The sequence below is a fragment of the Desulfoprunum sp. genome (assembly GCF_053613775.1).
Genome location: NZ_JBSHXH010000003.1, coordinates 310,118 through 328,918 on the forward strand (window position 1 = coordinate 310,118; position 18,801 = coordinate 328,918).

16 protein-coding genes and 1 pseudogene are annotated in these 18,801 nt (G+C 59.1%); 9 read left to right on the forward strand and 8 right to left on the reverse strand.

Annotation, left to right across the window (positions count from 1 at the left end; translation table 11 throughout):
- Positions 1–43 precede the first annotated feature (43 nt).
- From ACWGKN_RS03895 to ACWGKN_RS03905, 3 genes are all read left to right on the forward strand, one after another.
- The gene (locus tag ACWGKN_RS03895; protein ID WP_424253925.1) at positions 44–2,302 is read left to right on the forward strand and encodes a transglycosylase domain-containing protein; all 2,259 of its coding nucleotides are present in this window, start codon (positions 44–46) and stop codon (positions 2,300–2,302) included.
- Positions 2,303–2,453: 151 nt separating this feature from the next.
- Positions 2,454–2,861: a ParB N-terminal domain-containing protein gene (locus ACWGKN_RS03900; protein ID WP_424253923.1), complete on the forward strand. Its 408-nt coding sequence runs from the start codon at positions 2,454–2,456 to the stop codon at positions 2,859–2,861.
- Between the two features lie 173 nt (positions 2,862–3,034).
- The gene (locus ACWGKN_RS03905; protein WP_035228532.1) at positions 3,035–3,301 is read left to right on the forward strand and encodes a hypothetical protein; all 267 of its coding nucleotides are present in this window, start codon (positions 3,035–3,037) and stop codon (positions 3,299–3,301) included.
- A 136-nt stretch (positions 3,302–3,437) separates the two neighbouring features.
- On the opposite strand, the gene ACWGKN_RS03910 is transcribed toward ACWGKN_RS03905, so the two are convergent.
- Positions 3,438–4,274 (reverse strand): class I adenylate-forming enzyme family protein, encoded by an 837-nt coding sequence (locus tag ACWGKN_RS03910; protein ID WP_424253921.1) that lies wholly within the window; start codon positions 4,272–4,274, stop codon positions 3,438–3,440.
- A gap of 78 nt (positions 4,275–4,352) precedes the next feature.
- On the reverse strand, positions 4,353–5,270 hold the full coding sequence (locus ACWGKN_RS03915; RefSeq protein WP_424253919.1) for an EamA family transporter: 918 nt from the start codon (positions 5,268–5,270) through the stop codon (positions 4,353–4,355).
- Between the two features lie 347 nt (positions 5,271–5,617).
- On the opposite strand from ACWGKN_RS03915, the gene ACWGKN_RS03920 reads away from it, so the two are divergent.
- From ACWGKN_RS03920 to ACWGKN_RS03935, 4 genes are all read left to right on the forward strand, one after another.
- The gene (locus tag ACWGKN_RS03920) at positions 5,618–6,127 is read left to right on the forward strand and encodes a DUF3124 domain-containing protein (RefSeq protein ID WP_052159839.1); all 510 of its coding nucleotides are present in this window, start codon (positions 5,618–5,620) and stop codon (positions 6,125–6,127) included.
- Between the two features lie 112 nt (positions 6,128–6,239).
- Positions 6,240–7,232: a potassium channel family protein gene (locus tag ACWGKN_RS03925; RefSeq protein ID WP_035228526.1), complete on the forward strand. Its 993-nt coding sequence runs from the start codon at positions 6,240–6,242 to the stop codon at positions 7,230–7,232.
- A gap of 246 nt (positions 7,233–7,478) precedes the next feature.
- Complete coding sequence (gene pncA / locus ACWGKN_RS03930; protein ID WP_035228524.1) at positions 7,479–8,120, forward strand: bifunctional nicotinamidase/pyrazinamidase; 642 nt, start codon at positions 7,479–7,481, stop codon at positions 8,118–8,120.
- Positions 8,117–9,682 (forward strand): nicotinate phosphoribosyltransferase, encoded by a 1,566-nt coding sequence (locus ACWGKN_RS03935; RefSeq protein ID WP_452094713.1) that lies wholly within the window; start codon positions 8,117–8,119, stop codon positions 9,680–9,682. Before pncA ends, ACWGKN_RS03935 begins: the two co-directional genes overlap by 4 nt.
- Before the next feature lie 154 nt (positions 9,683–9,836).
- Here ACWGKN_RS03935 and ACWGKN_RS03940 read toward each other — a convergent pair whose 3' ends face one another.
- Positions 9,837–11,333 (reverse strand): SDR family oxidoreductase, encoded by a 1,497-nt coding sequence (locus ACWGKN_RS03940; RefSeq protein WP_452094714.1) that lies wholly within the window; start codon positions 11,331–11,333, stop codon positions 9,837–9,839.
- A 1,068-nt stretch (positions 11,334–12,401) separates the two neighbouring features.
- On the opposite strand from ACWGKN_RS03940, the gene tnpC reads away from it, so the two are divergent.
- Complete coding sequence (gene tnpC, locus ACWGKN_RS03945) at positions 12,402–13,841, forward strand: IS66 family transposase (protein ID WP_452094715.1); 1,440 nt, start codon at positions 12,402–12,404, stop codon at positions 13,839–13,841.
- 311 nt (positions 13,842–14,152) lie between these two features.
- Here the strand turns inward: tnpC and ACWGKN_RS03950 are convergent, their stop codons facing one another.
- Together ACWGKN_RS03950 and ACWGKN_RS03955 are read right to left on the reverse strand one after the other, a co-directional pair.
- Positions 14,153–15,568 (reverse strand): IS1380 family transposase, encoded by a 1,416-nt coding sequence (locus ACWGKN_RS03950; RefSeq protein ID WP_452094716.1) that lies wholly within the window; start codon positions 15,566–15,568, stop codon positions 14,153–14,155.
- A gap of 94 nt (positions 15,569–15,662) precedes the next feature.
- Complete coding sequence (locus ACWGKN_RS03955; protein WP_452094717.1) at positions 15,663–16,079, reverse strand: calcium-binding protein; 417 nt, start codon at positions 16,077–16,079, stop codon at positions 15,663–15,665.
- A gap of 532 nt (positions 16,080–16,611) precedes the next feature.
- Here ACWGKN_RS03955 and ACWGKN_RS03960 point away from each other — a divergent pair.
- Positions 16,612–17,654, forward strand: a pseudogene (locus tag ACWGKN_RS03960) (reverse transcriptase domain-containing protein).
- 89 nt (positions 17,655–17,743) lie between these two features.
- Here the strand turns inward: ACWGKN_RS03960 and ACWGKN_RS03965 are convergent.
- The 3 genes from ACWGKN_RS03965 to ACWGKN_RS03975 all read right to left on the reverse strand — a co-directional run.
- Positions 17,744–18,028: a type II toxin-antitoxin system RelE/ParE family toxin gene (locus tag ACWGKN_RS03965; RefSeq protein WP_035231282.1), complete on the reverse strand. Its 285-nt coding sequence runs from the start codon at positions 18,026–18,028 to the stop codon at positions 17,744–17,746.
- Positions 18,029–18,034: 6 nt separating this feature from the next.
- The gene (locus tag ACWGKN_RS03970; protein ID WP_035231284.1) at positions 18,035–18,253 is read right to left on the reverse strand and encodes a TA system antitoxin ParD family protein; all 219 of its coding nucleotides are present in this window, start codon (positions 18,251–18,253) and stop codon (positions 18,035–18,037) included.
- A 337-nt stretch (positions 18,254–18,590) separates the two neighbouring features.
- A partial coding sequence (locus tag ACWGKN_RS03975; protein WP_452094718.1) for a hypothetical protein occupies positions 18,591–18,801 on the reverse strand: 211 nt, incomplete at its 5' end.

The window sequence follows — 18,801 nt, forward strand, 5'->3', positions numbered from 1 at the left end:
ACCGCGCCGACGTGGTGAAAACGGAGACAGGGCGGGGCGGATCATGACTGGAGAGGACAAGGTCTTCCGGAGAAGGGGCGGGCTGCTGTCCGCCGGCGTCCTGCTGCTGGTGCTGCTGGGCGCGGCCTGGTGGCTTGCGGCCGCGACCGGGGCCGCTCTCTTCCCTGTGCCGGCCGCGCTGGCGCCCCAGGCCCTGGACGTGCAGCGGCCGCAATATCTCGATCGCCACGGCCTCCCCCTCTCCACGACCTACGACAATCCCTGGAACGTCGGCGACTGGCTGGCCCTGCACGAGATTCCGCCGCTGTTGCAGCAGGCCTTCCTGGCCTCGGAGGACCGCCGTTTCTACCGCCATCATGGCGGCGACTGGCTGGCCCGGGGGCACGCCCTGATCCAGAACCTCAGGTCCCTGCGGGCGGTGCGCGGCGCCAGTACCATCACCGAGCAGGTCGTGCGGATCCTCCATCCCCGACCGCGCACCCTGTGGTCCCGCTGGCTGGAAGGGATCGAGGCGGCGCAGCTGGAGCGGCGGTTCTCCAAGGCCGAGATCCTCGAGTTCTACCTCAACCAGGTCCCCTATGCCCGGCAGCGGCGGGGGGTCCGGCAGGCGGCGCGACTGTATTACGATCGCGATCTCGATACCCTCGATCCGGTCGAGATGCTGACCCTGGCGGCGGCGATCCGCGCCCCCGGCCGCATGGAACCGGGGCGGGGCGATGACCGGCTGCACCAGGCGGTGCGCCGGCTCGCCGACTACCTGGTCGATAGCGGAACGATCCCCGCCTCGGCAATCGGTGATCCGGCTGCCGGCGGCGCTCGTCCCCCGGAGTGGCGGCTGCCGGTCGACGCCGGCCACTTCCTGCGCCAATTGACGCGGTTTGACGGCAGGGTGCAACCCCGGGTCCTTACCACCCTCGATGCCGCCCTGCAGCGCGATATCCAGCAGATGATCGAGCAGAGCCTGGCCGACATCGGTGACCGGGGTCTGGTTGACGGCGCCGCGCTCGTCGTCGATCACCAGACCGACGAGGTCCTGGCCTGGGTCAACGGCGGCGGCCTGGCCACGGCTCTGCCCGGCGGCTGGATCGATGCGGTGACGACACCGCGCCAGCCGGGATCGACCCTCAAGCCTTTCCTCTACGGCCTGGCCCTCGAGCGGGGCTGGACCGCCTCGACCATCATCGACGATTCGCCTCTGGCCCGGCCGATCGGCTCCGGCATCCATCCCTTCCGCAATTACAGCCGCAGACATTACGGACCGCTGCGGCTGCGCGAGGCCCTCGGCAATTCGCTCAACATCCCGGCCGTCCGCACCGTCCAGGCCCTCGGCGTCGAGGACTTTCTGGCCCGTCTGCACGATCTGGGCTTCGCCAGTCTGTCACGGTCGGCCAATCACTACGGCGAAGGTCTGGCCCTGGGCAATGGCGAGATCACGCTGTTCGAACTGGTCCAGGCTTACGCCGTGCTGGCCCGGAGCGGCCTTGCCCGACCCCTGCGCTTCACCCTCGACGGCCGGAGAAATGCCGCGGCCCCGACAGGGAGGATCTACAGCGCCGAGGCGGCGTCGCTGATCGCCGACATCCTCGCCGATCCCCAGGCGCGGCAGCTCGAGTTCGGCCACGGCAATATCCTCAGGATGCCGGTGCAGACGGCGGTCAAGACCGGGACCTCGAACGATCACCGCGATGCCTGGGCCGTCGGTTTCAACCATCGCTATACGGTGGGGATCTGGATGGGCAATCTCGACCGCCGGCCGACCGACGGGGTGACCGGCACCACCGGGCCGGGACTGGCCCTGCGCTCCGTGTTCGCCCGCCTCAACCGCTCCGAGGAGGCCGCCCCGCTCTTCCTCAGCCCGCGGCTGCTGACTGTCGAGATCTGCCGGGAGAGCGGCCGCCGGGCCGGGCCGGGGTGTCCGCGCATCCGGGAACGATACCTGCCGGGCAAGGGGCCGGGTTCGGTCTGCCGCCGGCACGGCGGCTCCTCCCCGGCGGGTGGCGGCGAGGCGGACGGCGGCGACATCGCCTTCCGGCTGGTACGGCCGACCCCGAACCTGCAGATGGTCATGGACCCGCGGATCCCCGACACCGTCGAGGCCTACCCGTTGCGGATCGCCGGTGCCGGCCGGATCGAACGGGTCGAGTGGCTGGTCGACGGCAGTGTCATCGGGACCAGCGGCGCCGGAGAGCGGCATTTCATGTGGCCGCTGGCGCGGGGCGGGCACCTGGCCCAGGCCCGGATCTGGACCGCGGGAACGACGACCGGCCTGACGACGACGGCGGTCCGCTTCGAGGTGAAGTAGCCGTCGAATCGGTGCCGATCCTCGGCGGGCGGCGAGACCGTGCGGGCGACAAAAGGCATGTGAAGAAGAGGATGTTGAGTATCATGGACAACAGAGATGAAGATGCGGTATCCTATGATATTCGGAATTGCGGGCGGAGAGGGGAGCGGAGATGAAGAAAGCGATCAGTGAGATCGTCGTCGAGGAGGGGGCGCGGATCCGCAAGGATGCCGGTGATATCGCGGCCCTGGAGAAATCGATCGCCAACGTCGGCCTGCTCAACCCGGTCGTCCTCGACGAGAACAACCGATTGGTGGCCGGCTATCGGCGGCTGGTGGCCTGTCGCAACCTGGGCTGGCAGGAGATCGAGGTGACGGTCGTCCCCTTCGGCGGCGATGTCCTGAAACTGCTCGACGCCGAGGCCGACGAGAATCTGTTCCGCAAGGATTTCACCCCGGCGGAGATCATCGCCATCGAAAAACGGCGGGAAGAGATCAACCGCCAGCGCCGGGGGACACTCCTGCAGCGGTTCTGGCGCTGGTTGAAGGGCCTGTTCGCCGGGACTCCGGGGCAGAAATGAGTTGAGCCGCCCGTCCTGCCGCCGGTTCATTGCAAGGTCACCTCCGTGGTTGACGGGACCATAAACAGTGATCACTATTGAATATGGCAAATATCATCACCGGCTTGAACAATACGGGATCGGCGGTCGTGGATGCAGCTGGTCGAAGAGAACATCAACCAAAGGGGTGAACCATGGGATTGAGGGAAGAGTTCGACAGACTGATGGACAAATTGAAGACGGAACGGGATCAGGTCAACCTCAAGATGCATCTGGCCTCGATGGACGCGAAGGAGGAATTCGCGGAGGCGGAGAAGAAATGGGGCCAGGTCAAGACCAAGGCCGCCGAGATTGCTGACGATGCGGTCGAGACATCGGAGGAGTACATCGCCAAGGCCAAGGTCATCGGTGAGGAATTGAAGGACACCTACCACCGTATCGCCAAGCGGTTGTCGGATTGACGGCGGATCGCCTGCCCCGGTCGGTCCCGGTTCATTGCCGGATCAACATCGGAAGGTGAACGCAGGCAGCGACGGAACAGTCCTGGCGGTTCAGGCAGGCAGGTATGTCCTGCGGCCGGCTTGCGACAGGATTCCGTCAATCATCCTCCGGGACGGCAGATGACTGTTTTGCGAAAGAGCTGCCGGCCTGCTGGAACTGCCGTTGGACATACTGCTCCTTGAGCTTGTTTTTCAACAGCTTGCCGCTGGCGCTTGTGGGCAGGTCCTCCGCCCATAGAAATTTTTTCGGCACCTTGTACCCGGCAAGCTCCTTTCTGCAAAAGGCCCCGAGCTCGTCCTCGCTGACCTGCGCACCTGGATTGCTCACCACGAAGGCGGTGACCGACTCACCCCATTTGTGATCCTGAACCCCGATGACGGCAACCTGGCCGACAGCCGGGTGCCGGTACAGGACGTTATCCACCTCGGCCGGAAACACATTTTCGCCACCGGTGACGATCATTTCCGTTTTCCTGCCGTCGATATGGATGTAGCCACAGGCATCCACCTTGCCCAGGTCGCCCGAATAGTACCAACCATCCCTGAAGGCCCGCTTCGTTTCTTCCGCCTTGTTCCAGTAGCCGAGCGTCATCCCTTTCCCGCGGATGCGGATCTCGCCGATGACACCGGGCAGTACGGGCTTACCACGCTCGTCCACCACCTCGGCTTCCATGTCGGTATAGGATTTTCCACAGGAACTGAGAATGTCGGTCCTTCTTTCGGCAAGCGCCTGAGCTATCTCCTCGGTCCTCAGGATGGTCGCCGATCCCATCGTTTCGGTTGTCCCGAAACCGTGGATGAAGATGTTGCCGAACTGTTCGATGGCTTTCCTGAAGACCACGGCGGTGACGGGAGGGCCGGCGAACATCAGCTTCTTCAGGCTGCTGAGGTCGTACTCGCTGCTCCGGGGATGATCAACGAAAAACAGCAGCATGGGGGTGGCGGGGGAGCACGGCCGGGCCGGAGGGGCACCGTATCGTGGCGGCAGCGGCCGCCGGGATGCCGGTGCGGTTCAGCCGGAGGTCGACGGGAACAGTCGTTTTCGCAGCGGGATCCCGAAGCTGGCCACGACCAGGCCGGCGACGACCAGGAGACATCCGCTCCATTGCGTGACGGTCAGGTGTTCCGCCAGGACCACCCTCGCCGCGATCAGTCCGGTCACCGGGACCAGCAGCGACAGCGGCGCCACCCGGTTCGCCGGATGGCGGGACAGCAGCGAACTCCAGGCGCCGTAGCCGAAGAGGGTAGCGCCGAAGGCGAGATAGGCAACGGCGAAGAGCGATTTGCCGTCAAGATCGGCAAGGGTCGTAGCAATGGCCGCCGGGGACTCGAACACGAGCGAGAGCAGGAAGAGGGGAACCGGTGGAATCAGGGCCGACCAGACCACCAGGCTGAGCATGTCGAGCCGCCGGCCGCAGGCAGTGGCGGCGGTCGCCGCCTTGCGCACGACGATATTCGATATCCCCCAGAAAGCGGCGGCGGCGAGGGTCAGCAGCAGGGCGGCCGGGCTGACGGCGGCTGTCCTGCCGGAGAGATTCCCCACCAGATAGAGCCCCGCCAGAGACAGGACGAGTCCGGCCACCTGCCGCGGACGAACCTGCTCCCGGAGCAGAATGGCGGCAAAGAGAAAGGTGAAGAAGACCTGCGACTGGAGAGCGACGGAGGCGACTCCCGCCGGCATCCCGATGGCGATGGCATGGAACAGGCACCCGAACTGGCCGACGCCGACGGTCAGCCCGTAGGCGACGACATGGCCCAGGCCCGCTGCCGGCCGGCGGATGAAGAATACGGCCGGAAAGGCCGCCAGCAGAAATCGGATCGAAGCGAGCAGCAGCGGCGGAATGCCGTCGAGCCCGAGGCGGATGACGGTGAAATTGGCCCCCCAGACTGTCACCACCAGCAGGGCTATGGCAAGATCCTTATGATTCATCGGTTGATCCGCAGGTTCCAGTGTCGCATGGGCAGGATGTCGAGAGCGAAGGCTGTTGCGGTCACGAAAGGGGCATGCGGTCGCCTCCGATCATCGCCGCGCGGTTTCCGGAGAGACGGAATGCCGTATAGTGCGGCAACCGCCGGTTCCGGTGCCGGTATAAACCAATCACCGCTCGCGGGCAACAGATTTGAGGGAGGTTGCGGGGCAGGGACGCGAATCCCGGGAGGGGCCAAGCGCCGGACCCACCCGCATATTCACGACAAGCTTCGATTACCTTGTTTTTCCCCGAAGTATTTACTATCTTCTTGGTATCAACGGGTGCTGCCTCCACCGGAGAATTGACGATGAAAACCTCAGACCAACGGTCCACGATGCGATACCGATATCCCCTGATATTGCCTGCCGTTCTCCTGTTCATGCTGACGCTCCTGCCGGCCATGAATGCCGGAGCCGCCGAAGCCTTGGCGAAGACGACCGGCCAGATCGTCTATGTCCCCGCCTATTCCCATATATATCATGGCAACAAAAATGCAAAACTGCTGCTGTCGGTGACGCTCAGCATCCGCAATGTCGATCCGGACAACCCCATCACCATAACGGTGGTCGATTATTATGAGACCCAGGGCAAGCTGGTGAGGCAATTTGTCAAGGCGCCGGTCATCCTCGGGCCGCTTGGGTCGGAACGCTATATCATCCCCCAGGATGACAGTTCCGGAGGTTCAGGCGCCAACTTCATCGTCAAATGGCAGGCCGCCGCCCCCACCAACCCGCCGATCATCGAAACCGTCATGATCGGCACCCAATCCCAGCTTGGCATCTCCTTCACCTCGCGGGGCCAGGCGTTGCAGGACTGAGTCTCCATGAGCGGCCCCAGGCAGTCAATTTCCTTGCCGCATCCACCGGCCGTACCCGCCTGTCGGAAGCGATGACGTACCCCGACAACCCCCCTGACCGATTTGGAAAGAAATGGAATTTGTAAAATTGCGGATATCCCTGTTTCTCCTCTGCGTCATCATTGCGTTTGGAACCATCGGATATACGACGATCGAGCATATGGCGGTCTTCGACGCCTTCTACATGACGCTAATCACGATCAGCACCGTCGGTTTTTCTGAGATCACCCCGCTGTCCCAGACCGGCAGGGTCATCACCGTCATCATCATCGTTTCGGGAATCAGCTTACTGACCTATACCCTGGGGCAGATAGCCAAGGTCATTATCGAAGGAGAACTGTACAAGCTCATGGGGAGGCGAAAATTGGGAAAGCAGATTGCTGAACTGACCGGACATTACATTGTTTGCGGCTTCGGCAGAATCGGAATGGTCATCTGCGAGGAACTCGCCGCTGAACATATCCCCTTCATCGTCGTCGAAAAACAGGGCGAGAAGATAGAACAGCTGGAAAAGCTGGAATATCTCTATCTGGCCGGAGACGCAACCGCCGATGAAGTACTGCTGCAGGCCGGCCTCATGCACGCCAAGGGGCTGGCGACCGCGGTGTCCAGCGATGCCGACAACGTGTTCATCACACTGACGGCCAAAGGGCTCAAGCCCGATATCTTTGTGCTGTCGCGGGCCGCGGACCTGCAGAATGAATCGAAACTGCTGCGGGCCGGGGCATCCAGGGTCGTCTGTCCCTATAACATGGGGGGCGCCCGAATGGCCCAGATACTGCAAAAACCGACCGTTGTCGATTTTCTCGACTCCGCCATGATGAGCGGTGATCTGGGACTCAAACTGGAAGAGGCCGTGGTGCAGCCGACCTCGCCTCTTGTCGGCAAGACCATCGTGACCAGCAACCTGCGGCGTGATTTCGGGGTGATCATCGTCGCCATCAAGAAAGCCGACAACGGGATGATCTTCAACCCCGGGCCGCAGGCGATCATCGATCCCCTTGACGTCATCGTCGCGATCGGCAAACAGGAGGACATGAAGCGAATGCGCCGGGCCCTGGCCTAGCGCATTGTACCGTCGTCGATTGAGCCATCGTCACCGGTGCCGCCGGTGGGCGGGCAGGTCAGGTCTCCCGGTGGGGGCGCGGGGTCCATTTCGAAGGAAAGGCATTCCCAATACCCCCGTTTTGTGAGATGATATGAATATGCATATCGGGATATATTTGTTATATCGATAGGTTAAATGGATTATTTCCTGGCCGGGCGGGAATGTCCGGCATATCATCCTTTCTACGCTGACGGAATTCATCGCATGAAAAGCGCCCTGCTGCTCGTGGATATCCAGAACGATTTCTGCCCCGGCGGCGCCCTGGCGGTGCCCGAGGGCGACCGCATCGTCCCGGTGATCAATGCGCTGATGGAACTCTTTCCGGAGGTGATCGCCACCAGGGACTGGCATCCGCCGGGTCACATCAGCTTCGCCAGCCGCTACGCCAAACCGGTGATGGCCACCATCGACACCCCCTATGGCCCGCAGATCCTCTGGCCCGACCACTGCGTCCGGAACACCCCGGGGGCGGACTTCCACCCGGCATTGGCCGCCGCCCTCATCCGCCATGTGGTGTACAAGGGGACCAACCCGGAGATCGACAGCTACAGCACCTTCTTCGACAACGCCCGCCGCCAGCAGACCGATCTGCACCGCTACCTCCAGGCCAGCGGGGTCACCGATCTCTGTCTCTGCGGCCTGGCCACCGATTACTGCGTCCTGTACAGCGCCCTCGATGCGCTGGAACTGGGTTATGCAGTCACGGTGATCGAGGATGCCTGCCGCGGCGTCAATGTCAAGGCGGATGACAGCGAGCAGGCCCTGCAGCGGATCGTCGCCGCCGGTGGCCGGCGGGTGATGTCCGCCACCTTGATCCACCAGTGGGAGAAGGAGATCCGGCTATGAATCGGGCCCAGCGGCAACTCAGCGAAGGGATTCTGATGACCGATCAGTACCAGCTGACGATGGCCCAGCTCTATTTCCGCCAGGGGCTGCACACGATGCCGGCCCAGTTCGACTACTTCTACCGCAAGAACCCGTCCTACGGCTCGCACCAGGCCGGCTACACCATCCTGGCGGGAACCGGCAGCCTGCTGCAGTGGATGACGGAAGAGCGGTTCACCGCAGATGAAATCGCCTGCCTCCGGCGCCAGACCGGCCGCAGCGGCACCCCGCTGTTTCGCGAGGACTTTCTCGACTGGCTGCTGCAGGAGGGAAATTTCGCGCAGATCCGGATCGACGGACTCCAGGAGGGCCGGGTGGCCCACCCCACCGTGCCGCTGTTGACGGTGCGGGGGCCGTTCGCCATGGCCCAGATCCTCGAGACGCCGCTGCTCAACCACATGAACTTCCAGACCCTGATCGCCACGAAGGCCTCGCGGATGCGGCAGGCGGCGGGCGGCCGGCCGATTCTCGAGTTCGGCCTGCGGCGGGCCCAGGGCTACGGCGGCAACCCCGGGGTCCGCGGGGCGCTGATCGGTGGGGCCGATGCCTCCAGCAATGTCGGGATCTCCCATGCCCTGGGCTTCGACCCGAAGGGGACCCATGCCCACTCGATGGTCCAGGCCTTTGCCGCCCTGGGGAGCGGCGAGCTCGGGGCCTTCCGGGCCTACGCCGAGATCTACCCCGACGACTGCCTGCTGCTGGTCGACACCATCAACACCCTGGAGAGCGGCATCCCCAACGCCATCCGGGTGTTCGAGGAGCTGCGGGCCAGGGGCCATCGCCCGGTGGGGATCCGGCTCGACTCGGGCGATCTGGCCTATCTGACCCTGAAGGCCGCCCAGGCGCTCAATGGTGCCGGGTTCGCCGACACCACCATCGTCCTCTCCAATCAGCTCGACGAGATGGTCATCTGGCAGATCCTCAGCCAGATCCGCGCCGAAGCCCCGAAGCTCGGGCTGGAGCCGGAGGCCCTGATCCGGCGCCTGGTCTTCGGGGTGGGCACGGCGCTGATCACCAGCCAGGGGGCGGCGGCGCTCGACGGCGTCTACAAGCTGACCGCCGTGAAGGACAAGGGGCAGTGGCTGCCGGCGATCAAGATCTCCGAGACCCCCGGCAAGACCATCAATCCGGGGGCCAAACAGACCTGGCGGCTGTACGACCAACGGGACCGGGCGGTATGCGACGTGCTGGCGATGGAGGACGAGGAGTTGGACAAGATGGCGGAACTGCAGCTGCACCACCCGGTCGACTCCCACGTCCAGCGCACCCTCAGGCGGGAAGAACTGAGCCGGGTGGAACGGCTGCGGGTCGCGCTGCCCCATGGGCCCGATGCACCGCCGGAGGAAACCATCGCCGAGATGCGCCTGCGGCGGGACCAAGATCTGGAACACCTCGACGACGGGGTCAAGCGGATGGTCAACCCGCACCTCTACCATGTCTCGCTGACGCGCAGGCTATGGGAGCTGAAGCAGAGACTGGTGCGCGAGCGCTCGTTCCCGAGATCGAAGTCGAACACCCCGTAGTGGTGCTCCCCTGCAGGCCCCCGGCGCCGGCATCGTGCCGCAGCCCTCGATGCAACCTTTCCCGCCCTGAAACTCTCTCCGTCCATTCCCGAATCGATTGCTGATCGACTGGTCAGGATCGGGCGTTGTCAGCCGCCGGGATGGCGCGCCGGGTTCAGCCCTCGGTAACGCAGGCCGGGCCGCTCAGGACACGGACTCCGGCGGCCTTGGCCATCTGCTTCAGCATGGGGCGAAACATCAGGGAGTGGGACGGGGCGATGATCCACCAGTAGATCCTGCCCCAGATCCCCCGCGGTTCGAAGCTCGGGGTCATCCGCAGTTCGGTGGAGCCGTCGGGAAGCGCTCGGATCCGGAAGTCCAGAAGGGCCTCGCCCGGGGCCAGCATCTCGGCCCGCAGCAGGAGACGGCAATGTTCCTCCACCGCCACCACCCGCCAGAAATCGAGGTGATCGCCCATGGCCACCGAGTCGACGTGCCGGCGGCCGCGGGACAGGCCCGGCCCGCCCAGCAGTTCGTCGACGAAGCCGCGCATCTGCCAGAGGAAGGTGCCGAAATACCAGCCGGTGTCGCCGCCGATCCGTTTGACCACGTTCCAGGCCAGTTCCGGCGGCCCGTCGAGGGTGATCGAGAAGGTGTCGCGGCAGACCCTGGTCTCGGGGTGGGTCTGGCCCCCGGCCCACGCCGGCAGGCGGGTGGAGCCGGCATCGAAGCAGCTGGAGGCCACCTCCTGGCGATACACCTCCGCCAGCGCCTTGACGATGGCCTCGCGGCAGGACAGGAGCTTTTGCGGCACGATCCGGCGGAGGCGGTCGTCGCGGCAGAGGATCTCATCGCGCATCCGTTCCACCAGCGGCCGGATGAGGGCCACGGACACCGGGGTGACCAGGTTCATCCACCAGATGGAAATCCGGTGGATGCGCAGGGGCAGGACCAGGACCATGCGTTCCGGCAATCCGGCCTCCTCGGCATAGATGTGGAACAGCTCGCGCCAGGTAAGGACCTCCGGACCGCCGATCTCGTACACCTGGCCGGCGGTCTCCGGGTGCTCCAGGCACCCGGCCAGGTACTCGACCACGTTGGCGATGGCGATGGGCTGGCACTTGGCGTCCATCCACCGCGGGGCGAACATGACCCGCAGGTAGCCGCAGAAGGCCTGGATCATTTCGAAACAGGCCCCGCCCGAGCCGAGGACCAGCGGCGCCCGCAGCTGGGTCACCCTGGCGCCGCCGAGGGCCAGGATTTCCCCGACCTCGTAGCGCGAGCACAGCTGGTCCGAGAGGTGCGTCGGGTTGCCGAGGCCGGTGAAATAGATGATCCAGTCCACTCCCGCCGCATGGGCGGCGTGGACCGTCGAATAGGCGATGCGCCGGTCGAGGGTGGCGAAATCCTGTTCCCCAGGCCTGACGGACTGGATGAGGTAGAACACCGCCCGGCAACCGCGCATGGCCTCGGTGAGCACCGCGGTGTCCAGGGCGTCGGCCACGACGACCTCCAGGTTGGGATGGCTGCCCCAGGGCCGTCCCTGGATCTTGCGGTCGGAGCGTCCGGCCGCGCGCACCTTGCAGCCGCGGTCGAGCAGCAGGGGCACCAGGCGGCCGCCGACATAGCCGGTGGCCCCCAATACTAATACCGGTCTGGTATCCTGTTCCATCTCGGTCCTTTTCCGTACGGTCGATACGGGTTAATTCACGGTCGATGTCGAGGCCTTGTGCCGCAAGGCGATTCGCCCCTTCGGCAAATGGCGAATGCCGTTCGCCGCTGCCGGACGCAGTCATCAGCCTGCAAATCTCCGCTGCGGGTTGAGGGGCAGGACGAAGGAGGGCTGTCCTCATCGATGCCCGGGTTTTGCCCATTTCCCCAAGGAAATCGCAGAAAATACTCCTGAGAGTACCTTTTCAAAAGGTCTTTGGCAATGGGATCGTCAGAGATTTGTGCACACAACGCCTTGTCTGCACAATGATAGGGCTGATTGTCGTGGTTCGGTTACAGGGGGGTGATGCGAAGGCTGCCTGAATCGCGGATCTGGACAGGATGTCATTCTCTTCGAGCAGGGACCAGCCTGCACTCCATCCCAAAAAGCGATTGGTAAGAAATAAATACCATAGCGGAATTGCAAGCAAAATTATACATCAGGTAAGATATTGATGACTTCGTTGCTTCGCAGCTTGTGAGGAGAGTTTCAACAAAAAGAAGCTATTTCCTCACATGTTAAAGTTGCTGTTGGGAAGTGGTGAGGTGCGGTATACGAAAAATCTTCCCAGTTATGCGGCTGCAGCATAACCGGGAAATAATCGCAAAAAGCCGCAAGAGATTTCCTAACAAAAACATCTTGCCACTCAATATTGGTTGGGATACTATACCGGGAATGCTTGATATTACTTTTACATGCGATACTCGATCGGAATTCGGAAAAGATTGAGTGCAGGCTTGGAATATAGAACTCTTTCATGTAATTATTCAGCACAAATTATTTTCATCAAATCCAATAAAGTTCTTGACAGGGTTTTCGTTAAATTTTTTCAGAATCCAACCAGTTTCCGACTCAGCACAGAGCACTGCTTTATTCGCCCCAAGTGAGCTGTTTTGGCAACACCGTAACACTGGTGCATACCCCCGGGTGTAAAATTTTTGAAAATGCCGTGGCGGGCATCCTGGAGAGAAAAATTGTGGTCTAAAAACCCGTGTTATAATGTGACAACGATGAACACGGGAGATTTTCATGACGGTGGACAATATCAATGTGGAAGCTACAGTAAAAAGGGTAACAGCCTTGATCGCCGAGGAGAAAGATCTCTCCCCGGCGCTCAAAAGCAGCCTTGAAGTTCTCCTCCTGCTGGTCTCCATCCTGGTCAACCGTCTTGGACTCAACAGTCGGAACAGCAGCAAACCGCCCGCGGCGGACCCGTTCCGGAAAAAAGAGCGGAAAACCGCCGGTGGACGAAAACCAGGCGGGCAGCATGGCCATGTCGGCAAGACCCTGCAACAGTTCAGCGATCCCGATATCGTCAAGCCCATCCCGATAGACAAGGATCTCCTGCCGCCGGGAGAGTACAGGAGTGGCGGCCATGAGGCCAGGCAGGTTATCGATCTGGATATCGGCATCGTTGTCACCGAATGGCAGGCGGAAATCCTTGTCGACCAAAACGGGAAAAAGCATGTCGCACCTTTTCCGGAAGGCGTTACCCGGCCGATTCAGTATGGCATCGGGATCAAAATCAACTCGGTTTACATGTCACAATACCAGATGATTCCGTACAATCGTATCGAGGAGCAATTCGCCGATCAGCTGCAGATCCCGATCAGTGCCGGCTCCATCGTCAACTTCAACAGGGATGCCTTCGAGCGGCTGGAATTGTTCGATACCCGGGTCAAGAATCGGCTGGCCGAAGCCCCCGTGGTTCATCTCGATGAAACCGGAGTCAATGTCAACAGCAGCCGATATTGGCTTCACAACACCTCGACCGACAGCTACAGCTATTTTTACCCGCATCAGAAACGCGGCGGAGAAGCCCTTGACGAAATCGGAATCCTCTTCGGCTACCAGGGCATACTCTGCCATGACCACTGGAAGCCCTACTTCAACTATGGTGCGGCCCACGCCTTGTGCAATGCCCATCATCTCCGGGAACTGGAAAGGGTCGTCGAACAGGATGGACAGCAGTGGGCCAAACAGATGAGTGACCTCCTCCTGGAAATCAACCGGGCGGTGGATGAGGCCGGTGGTTCTCTCGACCCGCCAGACGCCGAGCTGTTTCGGCAGCGATACCGGGAAGTGTTGACCGAAGCCGAAATCGAGTGCCCTGAGCCGAAGAAAAAGGCATACCACCTGAAACCGGGAAGAATTGCCAGATCAAAAGCGCGAAATCTCCTGGAGCGGCTCAGAAAATTTGAGGATGCCGTGCTCCGCTTCATGGTCGACCCACTCGTCCCCTTTTCCAACAACCAGGCAGAGAATGATCTTCGCATGATCAAGGTCCAACAAAAGGTGTCGGGCTGCTTCCGATCGATGGACGGCGCCAAGGTATTTTGTCGCATCCGCAGTTACTTGACAACCTGCAGAAAACAGAGCGTTACTGCGACGGAGGCATTGCGTCTGCTGTTCGAAGGGAGATGGCCGGCATTCATGGTTGCCTCGGATGTCTCTTTGGATGCTGAATAGTTACAAAAAACCAAGATACATCGAATGGCGGAAAAAACCAAAGCCGCGCGGCCCTTCCGGTCTGGTGCACTGGCTGGTTAGCGATTCTATTCACTGTATCTCCTAGCCCGCATTTCTCATCGAGGCTCAATCCTATCAAATTTCAGCAGTCAAAAGCCTGGGGCTTCTTTTTCGAGATTCCAAACTACCGACTCAATGGTCAATAATCACAGTTTCTCGACCACTTTTTCTTGCCGTACCTCAATTTCCATTGGATCTTCCGTCAACAGGGCGCACTTCTCCTCTGGGATGGGAAATTTGTTGCTCTCCGTTCACGTCCGGAGGGGGATTTTCACAATATTCGCCAACGCTTGATCAAATATTCTTCTGTACGGATAACCATCTGCAAAGGAAATCCATACTTTGCGTACCGTTATCCGGATTTTCGCGCCAATCTTGAACAATTTCAGTCTGATTGTATCGCATTGTGCCTTTGCCATGTCCGTACCGGCAAGACCAAATTGACGTAAAGCCTGGACAAGAATGTAAGCCAGGGAGGAAAAATAGAGCCTGATCTGGTTGCTGAACATTTTTTGCGTACTGGTTCTGTCGGCAAAAAGCATCAGCTGTTGTTCTTTGATCCGGTTCTCCATTTCACCACGGGCGCAATACATCTTTTCATAGAGTTCACGGGCATCGTACTTGCCGGCCTTGAGCGAGGTCACGACAAACCGGGGATTTGCCCCTTTGCCAAGATGTTCGGCCTTGCCGACAACCCGACGATGCCAACGCCAGGTCTTCTGGGTTTTATAGCAGAAATCCTTGAAAACACGAGAGGCCTTGTTGCTGCATTGGTACAGTGCCTTGGCCAGAGCCAGTTCTTCCGCCAGTTCCTGCTCCAGTCGGTTGTTTCTGGCAAGCCCAAGAAGAAAATCAACATCGTTGTCTTCACACCAGACCATCAGTGCTTCCCGGCAAAATCCACTGTCGCCGCGAACTATTATCCGGGTATCCGGCCAGGAGGCACGAATACGTCCGACGATACGTTCGATCTCTTCAACCGTGCCGGCTGCGGCATCGTTGTTGGCTGGCCGCAACCGGGCGCACAACAGGTGTTCCCCGCAAAAAATGTACAGCGGCAGATAACAGTAGGCCTTGTAATAGCCATGGAAAAATTTCCCTTCCTGGTTGCCGTGCAGGGGATCGTCGGTGGCGTCGACATCGAGGATGATCTGCCGCGGCGCCTCGGCATGCGCTTCGAGAAAGACATCGACAAAAAGATCGTCGACCGCTTCCGGCGATACAACTATTTTTTTGTAGGGGCTTTGCGCCGTGGCATCTGCCGGTGTCAATTCCAGCCGGTTCAAGGTGCTTTTGCCTGCCAGCGGTTTCCCCTTGTCCTGCTCGGATTTCCGGTCCATACCCGTCGGGTCGGCTTTCCCTACCGCAATCGCCAGCATCTGATCTTTGGCCAGATGATCATGATCGTTGAGGTCTTCGTATCCCAGGGCAAGACCGATTACTCGCTGGGAAACCAGGTTCAATATACTGTGCTCTATACGTTTCTCATCGCGATAGTCGGTGAAGCATTTGGCAAACCGCTGAAGAACGGCCGTGCGCTGCTCCACCTCCCGCAGCAACAAACCACCGCCATCGGAAGTGATGGTCCCTCCGCTGAAATCAGCGACTATTTCTCTTTTCCCCAAAGCTTGAAATGAATTGTAGTTTCTTGTACACTCTGTTTTCATAAGGTCACTCGTGTTGTGTTATTTATCGTGCTGGAATCACAATGAATATACAACACTCGTGGCCTTTTTGCATTCTCTAAGTGAGAAATACGGGCTAGTTATTAACAAACCAAACTGAATAATCATCCAGTAGCTGATAATTTTTTGACTCCTCGTCTGTTGATTTTAGGTCAGCTAATGGTAATAAGAATTTCTTTTTATCGGATAATCGATCAACTTTAACTAAAATACCATTATTTTCATCAAGATCATTCTCGAAGCTAATAAGATTGAATGTATCTGTATAAGATGGTTGTTTCTTTTTAAGCTTCTCATATTCTTTTTTACTACCAGGCCCAAATACATAATATTCTTCCCAGGGAAAATCTTCAATACCGGTAAGTTGACATGGGAATTCAATATTCTGTTTAAGATAATCCATATATTTCAAGGAAGACTCTTCACTAACGTCCATATCAAATCGACCAAGAATTTGTTCGATTCTTTTATCTTGTTCGTCAAGTTCGCACATTTTTCCTCCAAATAACGATAATGAACGTGTCAAAAACGCTAACGCTCCGGTTCAGCGGCGGCGCGTTAGCGCCGTCCACTGCAACCGGTGGTGTACGCCCGGCATGGGCGTGATCTCATGGGGTGCAAGTCCCCTGTATGTAAACCCGTTACTGTCGTGATGACAGGAACATAAATACTAGCCGAAAGCAAGGGCGGAACCGCGAGGGACCGTCCGGAGGAAGCTGGAGCGCAAAGCTATGAGCCGACGAACGGAAATGGCATACAAGGCCGAGTCTCCGGGTAAGTCAGCACAACATGACAAAGCCCCGGGTTTAGGAGATACGGTAAATGCCGCGGTTGCGTAGCGACAGATCACGTCCTTATCCGGGGAGGCCTGTCCGGCCGGCGTCCAACTCCCGTTGGAAAGCGTCATTCATGGCAACATGTCTGAGGTCCGGGCAGGAGTCAGCAGAGGTCATAGTAGTTCGCCACTGGCGAACGAAGGACCGAACCCAGAGCAGGGAAAAGGCCCGGCAAGCTCGACCAGTGCGATGAACCCGTCCGGGGGAACAGGTGGTCGGCGCGTTGTCGGCATACCCGATCCCAATGAATACCTGTTGGAACGGATTCTTTCCCGGCCTAATCTGAGCCAGGCTTGGAAACGGGTCAAGGCCAATCGTGGAGCGCCGGGCGTGGACGACATGCCCATCGACGACTTCATGGCCTTTGCCCACGGACACTGGGTGAAGATCCGTTCGTCCATCTTTGCGGGCAGCTATAAACCTCTGCCGGTCAGAAGGGTGGAGATCCCGAAAGCAACCGGGGGCACGCGCCCTCTGGGGATTCCTGCCGTGCTTGACCGCTTGATCCAGCAAGCCATTGCCCAGGTGCTGTTTCCGATCTTCGATCCGGGATTTTCGGAGGCGAGTTTCGGTTTCCGGATGGGCCTCTCGGCTCACGATGCCGTGTACCAGGTGCGCGACTACATCCGTAAGGGATACCGCGTGGCGGTTGACGCCGACCTGGCGAAGTTCTTCGACACCGTCGAGCACGATGTCCTTATGTGCCGGGTCAGCAGAAAGGTGCGCGACAAACGCGTCCTCAAGCTGATCGGCAAGTACCTGCGGGCCGGGGTGATGATCAACGGCCGCTTTGAGGAGACTCGAAAGGGAGTTCCCCAGGGTGGTCCGCTTTCACCCCTGCTCAGTAGGAGCTGACCGGTCGGAGCTGGGGAGTTTCCATGGAATTCCGTTTTGCCAAGCTGACCGAGTATCTGCGTGGCTGGATGGGTTATTTCGGGATTTCCGAGCTTTATGCTCCTATTCCGGAAGTTGACCACTGGCTGCGCCGCAGGGTGCGCATGTGCCATTGGAAGCAGTGGCGCTATTGTCGTACCAAGGTTCGTGAGCTGACGAAGCTCGGAACTTTCCTGCGCACCGCTATCTCGGCCGGCATGAGCCGAAAGGGACCCTGGTGTCTCTCACGCACGCTGGCCACCCAGTCGGGCATGACCAATCAATGGCTCAAGTGTCAAGGTTTGCTGTCTGTCAAAGATCTGTGGGTAAACATCCATTACCCGGCTACGGCTCGGTAGCTCTTGGGAACCGCCTGGTGCGGACCCGCATGCCAGGTGGTGTGGGGGCTGGGGGAGAGATTCCCCCGGCTACCCGATTAGCCCATTTTTTATCTGTTCTTGAGATAAGTTTTCAAATCTCTGTAATAATTTTCATGAGGCCCCAACATTATAAGCTCAAGGCTTTCCTCCCTGATAAAGCGGTAAGCAAGAAGATACATTCGGTTCTGAAGATTGAACTTATGAACAAAAATACCCCTCAAATCGCCTTTTTTTTCAGATCCGATGGAGGGATTTTGAATAATCTGCTTGATTTCATTGTCTAATTCATGTTTTTCATGTTCATTGAATTTCTTGACTTTTTTCTCAAATGATCTCGACTGATAAATTTTCATCGGCTTTCAACCGAATTGATATTCTGTTTTTTCATTTTGATCTAACTCTTCAATCCCAATCAAAATTTCTTTGATGAGGCCGTAAGTCAAATCTGAATTTTCTTCAGAACATTTACCAATTCTGGCCCAATGCTCAATTTGACCAGTCAAAGATCGATGATCAATTTTGCTATGCTTCTTTGCTTCGCCTACCAACTCGTCGGATATTCTTATCGCCATTGCCATTTTGCTTACCTCCATGATTAAGTTTGCATCATGAGTTCACATTACAACATAAAATAGCAAAATGCAACTATTAGTTTCATTATGAGTGAAGGGCATCGAGGTAGGACGGCCAGTTTCCCGACCGCCCCCTCACAGATCCCTGCGTGCGGTTTTCTCGCACAAGGCTCCTCAGTATTGCTCGCTTCGTACAAGAACATTCGCATGTTCTCTTTGCTATTCCCCTCAGTGAGGTTTGCTTGCATAATCCAGCCTTTCATATCCGGTACAAGTTTCCTTTGCGGGCTGCACAATACCGTCATCCCCTTCCCCATGTGATCGGCGTTACCGTCTCAGAGTACTATGAGATGATCTGACTTTCTTCGCTTTGTTGACCCGTCGGACAGCCTTTTTGTGATTGAACTGTCCTACCGCCAATCGGTAAATCGGTGGAGGTGGAAGGGTCTCCCAAGTTCCCGATGCTTCTCTCACTACATGCCACGCTCTTGGACCCCGGCAGTCCCTCTGGAATCTCACCATTCGATTCCTCTGTACCGGCTTCCGATACGTTG

Excerpts from the sequence above, each read along its gene's own strand:
- ACWGKN_RS03915 (WP_424253919.1), bottom strand. The coding sequence starts at position 5,270 with ATGAATCATAAGGATCTTGCCATAGCCCTGCTGGTGGTGACAGTCTGG.
- ACWGKN_RS03955 (WP_452094717.1), bottom strand. The coding sequence starts at position 16,079 with ATGTGCGAACTTGACGAACAAGATAAAAGAATCGAACAAATTCTTGGT.
- ACWGKN_RS03900 (WP_424253923.1), top strand. The coding sequence starts at position 2,454 with ATGAAGAAAGCGATCAGTGAGATCGTCGTCGAGGAGGGGGCGCGGATC.
- tnpC (WP_452094715.1), top strand. The coding sequence starts at position 12,402 with ATGACGGTGGACAATATCAATGTGGAAGCTACAGTAAAAAGGGTAACA.
- ACWGKN_RS03925 (WP_035228526.1), top strand. The coding sequence starts at position 6,240 with ATGGAATTTGTAAAATTGCGGATATCCCTGTTTCTCCTCTGCGTCATC.
- ACWGKN_RS03950 (WP_452094716.1), bottom strand. The coding sequence starts at position 15,568 with ATGAAAACAGAGTGTACAAGAAACTACAATTCATTTCAAGCTTTGGGG.
- ACWGKN_RS03965 (WP_035231282.1), bottom strand. The coding sequence starts at position 18,028 with ATGAAAATTTATCAGTCGAGATCATTTGAGAAAAAAGTCAAGAAATTC.
- ACWGKN_RS03940 (WP_452094714.1), bottom strand. The coding sequence starts at position 11,333 with ATGGAACAGGATACCAGACCGGTATTAGTATTGGGGGCCACCGGCTAT.
- ACWGKN_RS03935 (WP_452094713.1), top strand. The coding sequence starts at position 8,117 with ATGAATCGGGCCCAGCGGCAACTCAGCGAAGGGATTCTGATGACCGAT.
- ACWGKN_RS03920 (WP_052159839.1), top strand. The coding sequence starts at position 5,618 with ATGAAAACCTCAGACCAACGGTCCACGATGCGATACCGATATCCCCTG.
- ACWGKN_RS03905 (WP_035228532.1), top strand. The coding sequence starts at position 3,035 with ATGGGATTGAGGGAAGAGTTCGACAGACTGATGGACAAATTGAAGACG.
- ACWGKN_RS03895 (WP_424253925.1), top strand. The coding sequence starts at position 44 with ATGACTGGAGAGGACAAGGTCTTCCGGAGAAGGGGCGGGCTGCTGTCC.
- pncA (WP_035228524.1), top strand. The coding sequence starts at position 7,479 with ATGAAAAGCGCCCTGCTGCTCGTGGATATCCAGAACGATTTCTGCCCC.
- ACWGKN_RS03970 (WP_035231284.1), bottom strand. The coding sequence starts at position 18,253 with ATGGCAATGGCGATAAGAATATCCGACGAGTTGGTAGGCGAAGCAAAG.
- ACWGKN_RS03910 (WP_424253921.1), bottom strand. The coding sequence starts at position 4,274 with ATGCTGCTGTTTTTCGTTGATCATCCCCGGAGCAGCGAGTACGACCTC.